The following is a 13,353-nucleotide window of genomic DNA, read 5'->3' on the forward strand; positions in this document are numbered from 1 at the left end:
GGCCGCGCGGCCCGCGGCCGCGGGGCGCGCCGCGGGGGTGTGGGGGGGGCCGCCGGATCTGCCGGCGGCCCGACTGCTGACCGGTCAACAGCTCCGGATCGCCCGACTCGTCGCCGAGGGTGCCACCAACCGCGAGATCGCCGCCCGGATGTTCCTGTCCACCCGGACGGTCGACCACCACCTGCGCAACGTCTTCCACCGGCTCGGGATCCGCTCCCGCACCGAGCTGGCCCGCGCGTTCGCCACCGAACAGCACGCCGGTCTCGCCTCCGAACGCTGAGCGCCGCCACGGCATCATCGGGTCTGGACGGCGTTAACTATCACCGCTAGTTTGTGCGTCAGGCACCCTCCAGCACTAAGGACACCCGCATGCGCGTCTTCACCTCCGTCGACGAGCTGACCGCCGCGGTCGGCGAGACCCTCGGCCCCGGCCCCTGGCAGCGGATCGAGCAGGACCGCGTGAACCTGTTCGCCGACGCGACCGACGATCACCAGTGGATCCACATCGACCCGGAACGGGCTGCGGCCGGTCCCTTCGGCGCCCCGATCGCGCACGGCTTCCTCACCCTCTCGCTGGTGCCGGCCCTGGCCGGCCAGCTCTACCGCGTCGAGGGCGTCGCGATGGGCGTCAACTACGGGCTGAACCGGGTGCGCTTTCCCGCGCCGCTGCGGGTCGGCGCGGCCGTACGCGCCAGCGCGGTCATCGCCGAGGTGTCGCCGGTCAGCGGTGGGGTGCAGCTGGTCACGGCGGTGACGGTCAACAGCGATGGTGGCGACAAGCCCGTCTGCGTCGCCGAGACGGTGAGCCGCCTCTACCGTGCGGCGACCCGCTGAGCGGTCGGCCGTCGGTCGTATCGAACAGGCAGCCGGCGGCCGGCGGTGACCCCCGGTCACCTCGGTAGGGGCGGATGCCTCCTTGAGCGTGATGCCACAGAGTCATCTTGATGCCCCTGTGGCATCACGCTCAACAGCACATCGACACGGCGGTCAGCCACAGCGGACGATCAGCGCCCGGGGCGCCCCTAGTGCGCGTCGGAGCATGCCAAGCCAGGCACAAGGGCGCTAGCCTCGACATGGTGGCCCGGCGGTGTAGAAGCCGGCGGTGCCGCCATTGCCGTCCGCTATTGGGAGCACCGCCATGACGGCCCACGTCGACCCACGCTTCGGCGCCACCCTCCGGCAACTTAGTGAGCAGGCTGGCCTGTCCCTGCGGGCACTCGCCCAGCTCACCCACCGCGGCAAGAGCTGCCGCGACCTCGGACAGATCGTCGGCCGCCACGGCCCCGGCCACCCGATGCCGCCGCCACATGCTGCAAATAGGCACGACCTCCGACAGCTACCAGGGGTGACGGACGCTCCGCACCAGCGCGCACGGTCGGCGGCAGATCCGGATGCCGGATCAGGGCTTGTCCGTCGGCGTTGACGCCGCCCGACGATAATGGCGAGATGCTTGCGACCAACGCCTGGTGGAACGCGATCGACCCGCAGTTACTGAAGCAGATAGACGACTTGCTGTGCACGCGTCGACTGATCCAGGCGGTCGTCCTCCTGCGCCAGGAAGGCGGACTGCAACCGCCGCCCGGCCTGTACGAGGCGCAGGATCTTCTGATCGAGCGACGCGCCGAACTGGACCGGCAGGGTCTCCTCGAGCCCGAGCCACCGCCACCGACGACCGCGCAGCTGATCGAGAAGGCGGACGCCATCGCCGCACCAATCCTCGCCGTCGAAGCCTTTTGGGACGGCGACACACAGGGCTGGTTCGTCGTCCTGGTGGCGATCGTGAGCCGACCGGGCCGACACCACGACCGCTTCGATGAGGTGCCGTTGACGGTGCTACGACACGGCGGAGACATCCGCCTGTTCACCGGGCAGGTACCGCCGTGGCCGGAGGCACAACAGGCGATCGAGCAGGGCCAGGCTGTCGCGCGACATGCCGGCGTGCCGTTCCACTTCACCAACCCGGAAGCGCCGGACGTCGACCTGCCGCGCTGGTGGGACACACAACCCAGCTGACAGGCACACACCGCACCTTCGGCCGTCACCGGAGATCCGAGATACGGGCGGGACCGTGCACGCTCATCGGCAGATCCGGACGCTGGCGCGTCGACCACATGCCTCCGTATGCATGCTGGGGTGGCGTCCAATGGTCCGACCACCCGACTCCAGCCGCGCCCCTGAGCCACCCGTGCTTGCGAGGGGGGTCTGTGCATCTAAGGGTGTTTCCGGCCTGACCCATCGGGCGTTGTGCCTGGTGAGGAGGGTGCCGTGATGACCGCGACACTGAACGACCAGACCGGACGTAAGAAGCGGCCCGAGCCGTCGGCTGAGGCGAAGGCCGCCGCCGAGCTGGTCCGGGCCGCGAAGGAACAAGGGCTGTCGCTGACCGGCCCGGACGGGCTGCTCAAGCAGCTGACCAAAACGGTCCTGGAGACGGCGCTGAAGGAGGAGATGACCGAGCATCTGGGCTATGAGAAACATGAGTCGGCTGGGGTGGAGTCGGGCAACGTCCGCAACGGCACCAGGGCGAAGACGGTGCTGACCGATAGCACGGGGCCGGTCCAGATCGATGTGCCCCGGGACCGGGCCGGCACCTTCGAGCCCCAAATCGTCAAGAAGAGGCAGCGGCGCCTGTCCGGGGTCGACGAAGTCGTGTTGTCGTTGTATGCCAAGGGTTTGACCACCGGGGAGATCTCGGCGCATTTCGCGGAGATCTACGGGGCTTCGGTGTCGAAGGAGACGATCTCGCGGATCACCGACAAGGTGATCGAGGAGATGACCGACTGGTCGCACCGCCCGTTGGATGAGATTTACGCCGCCGTGTTCATCGACGCGATCGTGGTCAAGGTCCGCGACGGGCAGGTCGCGAACCGGCCCTTCTACGCCGCTATCGGGGTCACGCTCGACGGGGAGAAGGACATCCTCGGGTTATGGGCCGGCTCGGGTGGTGAGGGTGCGAAGTTCTGGATGAGCGTGCTGACCGACCTGCGTAACCGGGGCGTGAAGGACGTGTTCTTCCTCGTCTGCGACGGCCTGAAAGGTCTTCCCGAGGTGGTCACGAACGTGTGGCCCCGCACGATCGTGCAGACGTGCATCATCCATCTGATCCGCAACACGTTCCGGCTCACCTCCCGCAAGTACTGGGACGCGCTCAAGCACGACATCAAACCGATCTACACCGCCGTCAACGCGGCGGCGGCCAGGGCCGCGTTCGAGGACCTGGCAGAGAAGTGGGGCGAGCGGTATCCGGCGGTGATCCGGCTGTGGGACAACGCCTGGGCGGAGTTCATCCCGTTCCTCGACTACGACGTCGAGATCCGGCGGGTGATCTGCTCGACCAACGCGATCGAGTCGTTGAACGCCCGCTACCGACGGGCGATCAAAACCCGCGGCCACTTCCCCAACGAGCAGGCCGCGTTGAAGTGTCTGTACCTGGTGACCCGATCCCTGGACCCCACCGGAACAGGCAGAACCCGATGGACGATGCGCTGGAAACCCGCGTTGAACGCCTTCGCCATCACCTTCAGCGACCGCTTCCCAGCCGCTGAAACCTACTAACCAAGATCGCCGGAAACACCGTTAGCGAGACAGCCCCTGCGAGGGCGGCGAGAAGCTCTTCTCGCCGCCCCCGCGTTCCTTGTCCGGGGCGTGTGTCAGGCGACCGTGCAGGCGGTGCCGTTGAGCGTGAAGGCGGTCGGCTTGCCGGCGTTGCCGGTGTGGGTGGCCTGGAAGCCGATGTCGACCGATGTGTTCGCGGCGATCGTGCCGTTGTAGGAGACGTTGCGGGCGGTCACCGCGCCGCTGGTCGGGGAGTAGTCCGCGTTCCAGCCCCCGGTGATGGTCTGTCCACTCGGCAGCGTGAACCCTAGGGCCCAGCCGGTTATCGCGCTGCTGCTCGTGTTGGTCACCGAGACGGCCGCGGTGAGCCCGTTGTTCCAGGCGTTGACCGTGTACGTGACCCGGCAGCCCGCCGCCGGCGGCGGCGTGGTGGGCGGGGGAGTGGTCGGCGGCGGGGTCGTCGGCGGGGGCGTGGTCGGCGGCGGCGTGGTCGGTGGGGGAGTCGTGGGCGGCGGGGTGGTCGGCGTGTCCCCGCCGATGCTGCCGGGAACCGCGCGCAGGGCGTCGTACCAGGCGACGGCCATCTTGCGGTAGCCCGTGGCGTTCGGGTGCACGCCGTCGGCCAGGTCGCTGAGCGTCAGCGCGCGGTACATGTCGACCAGGTGGACGCGCTTACCGGCCGCGGCCCGGGTCTGCACGATCCCCGGGATCGCCGCGTTGTAGCCCCGGACCACGTTGTCCGCGCCGGACTTCGGGATGATCGTCGCTACGAACACGTCCGCGTTCGGCGCGGTGTTGGTGATGCGGTCGACCAGGGTGGCCAGCCGGCCGGGCGCTCCGGAGGTGTCGCCGTACATGTCGTTGGTGCCGATGTGCAGCAGCACGGTGCGCGGGTTGGTGGCGCGCAGCCAGTTCACGATGTTGGCGTCGATCTGCGCGATGGTCCAACCGGAGTGGCCCTCGTGGTCGTGGTCACCGAGGCTGGACGGGCCGTTGAACATCGAGCCGACGAAGTCGATCCGGTAGCCGCCGGACGCGAACCGTTGCCAGAGTTCGATCCGGTAGCCACCCGCGACGTTGAAGCCGTCGGTGATCGAGTCGCCGAGGGGCATCACGCGTACCCCGCCGTTGGATTCGGCGCTCGCGGGCGCGGTCGCCACCGGTACGGCGGCGGTCATGGCCGCGACGGCGGCCAGCGCGGCCCACCACAGCCGGGCCCGGCGGGGCCTCGGGGTCGTCGCGGGCCTGTCGGGTGTCGGGGGTACGGGTTTACCAAGGGTCACAGGGCTCATGGGGCTTCCTCGGGTGATGGGACGACGACCAGGAACCCGGACGTCGGGATGTGCCCTTCACCCCGCCCGGACGCACCATAGCTTGTTATCGCTAACACCGGCAACGCATCGACCGCCGACCATGGGTACGGTCAACTCGCGAGCGTCGCGGCGAGCCAGCGCAGTTGCCGCCGGACGTGCAGGGCCTCGCCACTCTCGTGACCGTTGAACGGGTACACGTGCATCTCCCGCCGTGGCGCGTCGGGTCGGCCGGTCGCGGCGCCGTACTGGTTGTAGGCCGCGAAGCCGGTGCTCGGTGGGCACACGGTGTCGCGCAAACCGATGCCGAAGTGTGCCGGCGCGGTGGCCCGCCGGGCGAAGGTCACCCCGTCGACGTAGGACAGCGTGCGTCGGACCGCGGCCTCGGCCTCCCGGTGCACCGCCAGGTACCGGGCGATCTCACCGTACGGCGAGGCGTCGCTGAGCTCGATGGCGTGCTGGACGTCGCAGAGGAACGGCGCGGTGATCAGCGCCGCCGCGAGATCGTCGACCAGGCCGGCGACGGCCAGCGCCACGCCCCCGCCCTGGCTGTTGCCGAGCAGGGCGACCTGGCCCGCGTCCACTCCGGGCAGGGCGCGCACCGCCTCGACGGCCCGGACGGCGTCCGTGATCAGACGGCGGTAGTGGTAGTCGTACGGGTCGAGGATTCCCCAGGTCGCCGGCCAGGGCCCGCCGGGCGCGCCGTGCCGGTCGGCGGTGTCCCCGGCGGCGTACAGCCCGGACTGCCCCCGGTTGTCCATCAACAGGTGCGCGTACCCGGCCGCCGGCCAGACCAGCCGCTCGTGTGGCAGACCACGGCCGCGCCCGTAGCCGGCGTACTCCACCACGGCGGGCAGCGGTCCGGGTACGCCCGCCGGGCGGGTGAACCAGGCCCGTACCTCGTCGCCGTCGAAGCCGGCGAACGTGACGTCCCAGGTGTCGAGCACGCGCAGGTCGGTGGGCTCGGGACGGACGTCGACGAGTACCGGCCGGGCGGCGGCAGCGGCGAGGGTGTCACCCCAGAACCGGTCGAAGTCCTCCGGCTCGGTGACGGTGGGGGAGTATCGCTCGAGCTCGTCGAGGCGCACAGCGGCGTCGGGCACGGGTCCTCGCAGGGTCAGCGGGGTGGGGCGGGGGGCGCGGTGCTCTCCCGGACGACCAGTTCGGTCACCAGGTCGATCCGGCTGGTCGCCGGCTCGGTGCCGGCGGACAGGTCGAGCAGCATCTGGGTGGCGATGCCGGCCATGTCGCGCAGCGGCTGGTTGATCGTCGTGAGGGGCGGGTCCGTCCAGGTGGCGAGCGGCAGGTTGTCGTACCCGATCACCGAAAGGTCCTCGGGGACGCGCAGGCCGCACCGGCGTGCGGCCCGGAGCACCCCCATCGCCTGGATGTCCGAACCGGCGAAGATCGCCGTGGGTCGGTCCGGTCGTTGCAGCAGTTGGAGGCCGTGGGTGTGCCCGGTGCCGGCGGAGAAGCTGCCGAAGCGGACCAGCTCGCGGTCGAGGGTCAACCCCGCCTCGTCGTGCGCGGACTGGAACCCGGCGGCCCGGGCCCGGCTGCAGAGCATGTCGGGCGGCCCGGAGATGACCGCGATCCGCTGGTGCCCCAGCTCGATCAGGTGCCGGGCGGCGAGCAGGCCGCCGTTGAAGTTGTTCGAGCCGACCGTGGGCACGGACGCCGAGGTCGCGCTGTCGGTGTCGATCACGACGAACGGTACGCCCTGACGCCGCAGGAGCTGCTGTTGCGCGTCGCTGAGGTGACAGAGGACGAACAGCACGCCCAGCGGACGCTGACCCAGCAGGGTGTCGAGCCATCGCGACGCCGGGCGGTGCGCGCCGCCGAGCTGGGATACGGCGAGACTGATGCCGGCGACGCTCGTCACCGCCTCGACCCCGCGCATCACCTCCATCGCCCAACCGGTGTCGAACTCGTGGAAGACGAGGTCGATCCGACGGGTGGCGGAGGATGAACGCCGGCTGCGGCGCTGGTACTGGTGGCGGTCGAGACTCGCCTCGACCCGGGCTCTGGTGCCGGGGGAGACGTCCTCGCGTCCATTGAGGACCTTGGAGACCGTCGCGACCGACACGCCGACGTCGTGGGCGATCGTCGCGATGGTGGTGGTGGAGCCGGGTGGGCCGAGCGGGTGGTGCTCTGTCATCGCAGCCTCATACCGCATCCGAAAGTTTCGGACGACACTAACACGATCAGTTGACGATTCCCGTCGATGCAGCTAAGCGCCCTGGTAGGCATCCCACGGCGCATCGAAACTCTTGACACGCTCAGGCGGCGGACTTAGGTTGCCGAAAAGGTTGCTCTGGTTTCCGGAAAGTTTCGGATTGTGGAACCGCGCGCCACCAACCGATCCCACGACGGCGCGGTTCGTGGCCGGAGCTAAGGGGTCTCGGCATGAGAAGTCAGCAGCCCGTCGACGGCGAATCGGCGTCGCGCGACGCCGCACCGTGGCGCGACACCCGGCGGTCGCCGGCCGAACGGGCCGAGGCGCTGCTCGCGGTGATGTCCGTCGAGGAGAAGGTCGCCCAGCTCTTCGGGGTCTGGGTCGGCGCCGAGGCGTCCGGTGAGGGCGTCGCGCCACACCAGTCCGACATGGTCGCCAACACCCCGTCGTGGGACACGATCATCCGGTACGGCCTGGGTCAGCTCACCCGCCCGTTCGGCACCGCACCGGTCGACCCGGTGCTCGGCGCCCGCTCGCTCGCCGCCTCCCAGGAGCAGATCGTTGCCGCCAGCCGGTTCGGCATACCGGCCCAGGTGCACGAGGAGTGCCTGACCGGGTTCGCGGCCTTCAAGGCCACCGTCTACCCGACCCCGCTGGGCTGGGGCGCCTCGTTCCACCCCGAGCTGGTCGAGGAGATGGCCGGTCGGATCGGCGCGTCGATGCGCGCCGCCGGCGTACACCAGGGGCTCGCGCCCGTCCTGGACGTCACCCGCGACTACCGCTGGGGCCGCACCGAGGAGACGATCGGGGAGGACCCGTACCTGGTCGGAACGACCGGCGCGGCGTACGTGCGGGGCCTGGAGAACGCCGGCCTCGTCGCCACCCTGAAGCACTTCGCCGGCTACTCGGCCTCCCGGGGCGGACGCAACCTCGCCCCGGTGTCGATGGGCCGCCGCGAACTGGCCGACCACATCCTGCCGCCGTTCGAGATGGCCCTACGGCTCGGCGGGGCACGGTCGGTGATGAACTCCTACGCCGAGATCGACGGCATGCCCGCCGCCGCCGACGAGCACCTGCTGACCGGGCTGCTGCGCGACGAGTGGGGCTTCACCGGCATCGTGGTCGCCGACTACTTCGCCGTACGGTTCCTCGAGACCCTGCACGGCCTCGCCGAGGGTGCCGTCGACGCCGCCCGCCTCGCCCTGCGCGCCGGCATCGACGTGGAACTGCCCACCGTGGACGCCTTCGGCGACGCGCTGGTCCAGGCGGTGCACGCCGGCGAGGTCGACGCGGCGCTGATCGACCGGGCGGTGCGCCGGGTGCTCATCCAGAAGATCGACATCGGCCTGCTCGACGAGGACTGGCGGGCCCTGCCCGACGACGTCGCGGCCCTGCGCCTCGACGACGAGGCCAGCCGGGACGTCGCCGTACGCCTGGCCCGCGAGTCCGTCGTGCTGCTGCGCAACACCGGCGTGCTGCCGCTGCCCGTCGCGACCCGGGTCGCCCTGGTGGGTCCGCTCGCCGACGACCCGATGGCGATGCTCGGCTGCTACACCTTCCCCAACCACGTCGGCGTCAACCACCCCGACCACGGCCTCGGGGTGGAGATCCGCACGTTGCGCGACGAGCTGGCCCGCCGCGTCCCGCTGCTGGTCCACGAGCCGGGCTGCGCCGTCACCGGCGAGGACGCGTCCGGCATCCCGGCGGCGGTCACCGCGGCGACCAACGCGGACGTGTGCGTGCTCGCCGTCGGAGACCGGGCGGGAATGTTCGGCCGGGGCACCTCCGGCGAGGGCTGCGACGCCGCCGACCTGCGGCTACCCGGCGTGCAGGCGGACCTGGTCCGGGCCGTTCTCGCCACCGGTACCCCGGTGGTGCTGGTGCTGCTGACCGGTCGCCCGTACGCGCTCGGCCCGGAGTTCGACCCGGCGGCGGCCGTGGTGCAGGCGTTCTTCCCCGGCCAACTCGGCGGGCAGGCGCTCGCGGAGGTGCTCACCGGCGCGGTGAACCCGTCCGGGCGGCTGCCGGTCAGCGTGCCCCGTGACGCGGGTGGGCTGCCGGGCACCTACCTGTCGCCGCCGCTCGGGCGTCGCAACAAGGTGTCCTCGATCGACCCGACCCCGGCGTACCCGTTCGGTCACGGCCTGAGCTACACCACCTTCGAGTGGTCCGACGCGACCGTCGTGGGTGCGACGCGGGACGCACCAACCCCCTGGGCGGTGGACGGCGAGGTCCAGGTGCGCGTCACCGTCGGGAACACCGGTGACCGGGCCGGCACCGAGGTGGTGCAGCTCTACCTGCACGACCCGGTGGCGCAGACCACCCGGCCGGTGCACCGGTTGGTCGGCTTCGCCCGGGTGCCGCTGGAGCCCGGAGCGCGGGCGCACGTCACCTTCGGCGTACCCGCCGACGTCACGTCGTTCACCGGTCGGTCCGGCCGGCGGGTGGTCGAGCCCGGCGCGGTCGAGCTGCGGTTCGGGCGCTCCAGCGCGGAGATCGAGGACGCCCTGCCGCTGCGGCTCACCGGTGCCGAGCGCGAGGTCGGGCACCAGCGGGACCTACTCACGTCGGTGCGGATCGAGCCGCTCGTGGCCGTTCCGCACTCCGCATAGGAGGCGAGGATGACATCCGAGACGTTACGGCCCCCGCCGCCGGCGCCACCCGGCGACGCGGTGGAGGCCACCGTCCCCGCCCCGCGCGCACCCCGTCGGCGTCGCACCTGGCGACAGGCGCTGCGCCGGGACTGGCAGCTCTACTCGCTGGCCGTCCTGCCGCTGCTCTTCTTCCTGGTTTTCCGCTACCTCCCGATGATCGGGAACATCATCGCGTTCCGCCGGTTCAAGCCGGGCGGGAGCATCTTCGGTGAGTACTGGGTCGGGCTGCGCTACTTCCGGATGTTCCTGGCCGACCCGACGTTCTGGGACGTCTTCACCAACACGCTGGTGCTCGGGACGCTGACTCTGCTGTTCTGCTTCCCACTGCCGATCGTCCTCGCGCTGCTGCTCAACGAGGTACGCGCCCGACGGCTGCGGCGGTTCGTGCAGTCCGTGTCCTACCTGCCGCACTTCCTGTCGATCGTGATCGTCGCGGCGATGGTCATGCAGCTGACCTCTGTCGACGGGACCGTCAACCAGATCGTGCAGGCCACCGGCGGCGACGCGGTGCCGTTCCTGCAACGCGCCGAATGGTTCCGGACGATCTACGTGTCGTCCGAGGTCTGGCAGACGGTCGGCTGGGGCACCATCCTCTACCTCGCCGCGCTCACCACCGTCGACGACGACCTGTACGAGGCGGCCCGGATCGACGGGGCCAACCGCTGGCGGCAGACCTGGCACGTCACGCTCCCGGGCATCCGACCCACCATGGTCACGTTGCTGATCCTCAACATCGGCACGTTCATGGCGGTCGGTTTCGAGAAGATCCTGCTGCTGTACAACCCGCTGACCTACCCGACGGCCGATGTGCTCTCCACGTACCTGTTCCGGATGGGCTTCGGGTCCAGCAACTTCAGCTACGCCGCCGCCATCGGGCTGTTCGAGGCGGTCATCGGGCTCACGCTGGTCCTGACGGCGAACCTGATCGCCCGGCGCACGGTGGGGACGAGCCTGTGGTGACCGTCGACGCCACCGACCCGGCCCGCGTCGCTGACCTGCCCGCCCGCGTCGGACCCCGCGGAATCCGGCCCACCCGGGGCTACCGCGTGTTTCAGGCGTGCAACGCGGTCGTGCTCACCATCGTGGTGGTGGTGACCCTGTTCCCGTTCGTCAACGTCCTGGCCCGCTCGCTCAGCGACGAGGGGTACATCATCGCCGGGCAGGTCAACCTCGTGCCGCGCGGGTTCAACCTGGACACCTACCGGCTCGTGCTGCACGACTCGCTGTTCTGGACCAACTACCGCAACACCGTCTTCTACACCGTCGTCGCCACGACCATCTCGATCGTGCTGACCACCTGCTACGCCTACGTGCTGTCCAAGAAACACCTCCGGGGACGTACGGCGCTGATCGGCATCGCGGTCTTCACCATGTTCTTCACCGGCGGCCTGATCCCCAACTACGTGCTCGTCACCAGCCTGGGCATGAAGAACACCGTCTGGGCCATCGCGGTACCCAACGCGATCAACGTGTTCAACCTGCTGGTGATGAAGGCGTTCTTCGAGTCGCTACCCACCGACCTGGAGGAGGCCGCCGCTGTCGACGGGCTCAACACGTACGGCATCCTGCTGCGCATCGTGCTGCCCCTGTCGAAGGCGATCGTCGCCACGATGGTGCTGTTCTACGCCGTGGCCTTCTGGAACTCCTGGTTCGCCGCCTTCCTGTACATGGACCAGCAGGAGTTGTGGCCGGTGACCGTCTATCTGCGCAACCTGATCGCCGGGGCCACCGGCGCGGAGAACGTCGGCGCGATCGCCGAGGCCGACGAGGTACAGGCCGAGGCGACGCTCAAGTCCGTGACGATCGTGCTCACGACCCTGCCCATCCTCCTGGTGTACCCGTTCGTCCAGCGGTACTTCGTTCGCGGCGTGATGCTCGGCGCCGTGAAGGGCTAGCCAGCACGTCCACCCTTTCCTCCACCGAACCCGAAAGGACCGCCATGCTCCACCGATCGTGGCGCCGCGTCGCGACAGCGGTAGCCGTGCTGCTCACGGCGACCAGCATCGCCGCCTGCAGTGATGACCCGTCCGACGCCAAGGACCTGTCGGAGAACAAGGCCGGTGCGATGGCCGACTACGGCCTTGGCAAGCAGTTCAAGGCGAGCGAGCCGGTCTCCTTCTCGATCCTGTACAACAACCACCCGAACTACCCGCTGCGCGAGGACTGGCTCTTCTGGTCGGAGCTGAAGTCCCGGGCCAACGTCACCCTCACCCCGGTCGCCGTGCCGCTGAGCGACTACGAGCAGAAGCGCAGCCTGTTGATCGGCGCCGGTGACGCCCCGATGATCATCCCGAAGACGTACCCGGCGCAGGAGGACGCGTACGTCTCGTCCGGGGCGATCCTGCCGGTCAGCGACTACCTGGACCTGATGCCGAACCTGCAGGACAAGATCTCGAAGTGGAACCTGAAGCCCGAGATCGATACCCGGCGTCAGGAGGACGGCAAGTTCTACCTGCTGCCCGGTCTGCACGAGAAGCCCTGGCACGACTACTCGCTGGCCATCCGCACCGACATCCTCGACGAGCTGAAGCTGAGCCCGCCGAAGACCTGGGACGAGCTGTACACGGTGCTCAAGGCCATGAAGGCCAAGTACCCGGACGTCTACCCGTTCTCGGACCGGTGGAGCAAGCCCAACCCGGCCGGCAACCTGCTCAACCTCCTGGCCGTGTCGTACGGACTCCAGGGCGCGGGCTGGAACTTCCAGCACACGAGCTGGGACGCCGACACCAAAAAGTTCGTCTATACCGGCGCGAGCGACAAGTACAAGCAGATGCTCCAGTACCTCAACAAGCTGGTGAAGGAGAAGCTGCTCGACCCGGAGAGCTTCACCCAGACCGACGACCAGGCCCGGCAGAAGCTCGCCAACAGCAAGTCCTTCGTGATCAGCGCCAACGCGCAGGCCGTGGTGAACGACTACCGCCCGGACCTGGCCAAGACCAACCCCAAAGCCAAGATCACCAAGATTCCGCTGCCGATCGGGCCGGCTGGTGAGATCAACCCGGCCAGCCGGCTGGAGAACGGTGTGATGATCTCCTCGAAGGCCCGCGAGAGCAAGAACTTCGTGGCGATGATGCAGTTCATCGACTGGCTCTGGTACTCCGACGCCGGCCAGGAGTTCGCCAAGTGGGGCGTCGAGGGCAAGACCTTCGTCCGGGACGGCGCCGGCATGCCCAAGCTGGCGCCCGACGTCAACGTCATCGGGCTCAACCCCACGGCCCCCAAGCACCTCCAGAAGGACTTCGGCTTCTACAACGGCGTCTTCGCGTACGGCGGCAAGCCGGAGCTGGTGCAGGGCTTCTTCGCCCCGGAGGAGCAGGAGTTCCAGAAGGTCATGAACGCCCGGACGCCGGTCGCGGTGCCCCCGCCGCACCCGTTGAACGACGAGGAGCGGGAACAGGCGTCGCTGTGGGAGACGCCGCTGAAGGACGCCGTCTACCAGGCGACCCTGCAGTTCGCGCTGGGCCAGCGGGACCTCGCCCAGTGGGACGCCTACCTGGCCGAGCTGAAGGGCAAGAACATGGACGCCTACCTGGACATGGTCAACAAGGCGTACGACCGCTACCAGAAGGACCATCGCTGAGCTGTCGGGGGGGGGGGGGTGGCGCACCGGCCCCGCCGCCCACCGGCCCCCCCCCCGCGGCCCACCCCCCGGCCGGGG

The 13,353-nt window shown here is 69.5% G+C and carries 11 protein-coding genes; 8 read left to right on the plus strand and 3 right to left on the minus strand.

Features of this window, described 5'->3' with window-relative positions:
* The 4 genes from AB0J36_RS27720 to AB0J36_RS27735 all read left to right on the plus strand — a co-directional run.
* A partial coding sequence (locus AB0J36_RS27720; protein WP_363661314.1) for a helix-turn-helix transcriptional regulator occupies positions 1 to 280 on the plus strand: 280 nt, incomplete at its 5' end.
* 89 nt (positions 281 to 369) lie between these two features.
* On the plus strand, positions 370 to 834 hold the full coding sequence (locus AB0J36_RS27725; RefSeq protein ID WP_357134656.1) for a MaoC family dehydratase: 465 nt from the start codon (positions 370 to 372) through the stop codon (positions 832 to 834).
* Positions 835 to 1,419: 585 nt separating this feature from the next.
* A complete protein-coding gene (locus AB0J36_RS27730; RefSeq protein ID WP_357392889.1) occupies positions 1,420 to 2,013 on the plus strand; it encodes a hypothetical protein in 594 nt (197 codons plus the stop codon).
* Positions 2,014 to 2,268: 255 nt separating this feature from the next.
* A complete protein-coding gene (locus AB0J36_RS27735) occupies positions 2,269 to 3,555 on the plus strand; it encodes an IS256 family transposase (RefSeq protein WP_357175977.1) in 1,287 nt (428 codons plus the stop codon).
* Between the two features lie 95 nt (positions 3,556 to 3,650).
* On the opposite strand, the gene AB0J36_RS27740 is transcribed toward AB0J36_RS27735, so the two are convergent.
* The 3 genes from AB0J36_RS27740 to AB0J36_RS27750 all read right to left on the minus strand — a co-directional run bounded on the left by AB0J36_RS27740 (position 3,651) and on the right by AB0J36_RS27750 (position 7,023).
* Positions 3,651 to 4,733, minus strand: a complete 1,083-nt coding sequence (locus AB0J36_RS27740) for a cellulose binding domain-containing protein (protein ID WP_357134684.1) — start codon at positions 4,731 to 4,733, stop codon at positions 3,651 to 3,653.
* Positions 4,734 to 4,978: 245 nt separating this feature from the next.
* On the minus strand, positions 4,979 to 5,968 hold the full coding sequence (locus AB0J36_RS27745; RefSeq protein WP_357134654.1) for an acetylxylan esterase: 990 nt from the start codon (positions 5,966 to 5,968) through the stop codon (positions 4,979 to 4,981).
* A gap of 14 nt (positions 5,969 to 5,982) precedes the next feature.
* Positions 5,983 to 7,023, minus strand: coding sequence for a LacI family DNA-binding transcriptional regulator (locus AB0J36_RS27750; protein ID WP_357134652.1), 1,041 nt, complete (start codon positions 7,021 to 7,023; stop codon positions 5,983 to 5,985).
* A gap of 248 nt (positions 7,024 to 7,271) precedes the next feature.
* Here AB0J36_RS27750 and AB0J36_RS27755 point away from each other — a divergent pair, with 248 nt between their 5' ends.
* From AB0J36_RS27755 to AB0J36_RS27770, 4 genes are read left to right on the plus strand one after another with little or no spacing between them, the layout of a single operon-like run.
* Positions 7,272 to 9,653: a glycoside hydrolase family 3 N-terminal domain-containing protein gene (locus AB0J36_RS27755; protein WP_363661315.1), complete on the plus strand. Its 2,382-nt coding sequence runs from the start codon at positions 7,272 to 7,274 to the stop codon at positions 9,651 to 9,653.
* 9 nt (positions 9,654 to 9,662) lie between these two features.
* A complete protein-coding gene (locus AB0J36_RS27760) occupies positions 9,663 to 10,655 on the plus strand; it encodes an ABC transporter permease subunit (RefSeq protein WP_363661316.1) in 993 nt (330 codons plus the stop codon).
* Entirely contained in the window at positions 10,652 to 11,590 is a 939-nt protein-coding gene (locus tag AB0J36_RS27765; RefSeq protein WP_363661317.1) for a carbohydrate ABC transporter permease, read from the plus strand. The genes AB0J36_RS27760 and AB0J36_RS27765 overlap by 4 nt, the downstream gene beginning before the upstream one ends.
* A gap of 44 nt (positions 11,591 to 11,634) precedes the next feature.
* Positions 11,635 to 13,275, plus strand: a complete 1,641-nt coding sequence (locus AB0J36_RS27770; protein ID WP_363661318.1) for an extracellular solute-binding protein — start codon at positions 11,635 to 11,637, stop codon at positions 13,273 to 13,275.
* Positions 13,276 to 13,353: the final 78 nt, after the last annotated feature.

Origin of the sequence: Micromonospora sp. NPDC049662 (genome assembly GCF_040675055.1) — a bacterium.
GTDB lineage: Bacteria > Actinomycetota > Actinomycetes > Mycobacteriales > Micromonosporaceae > Micromonospora.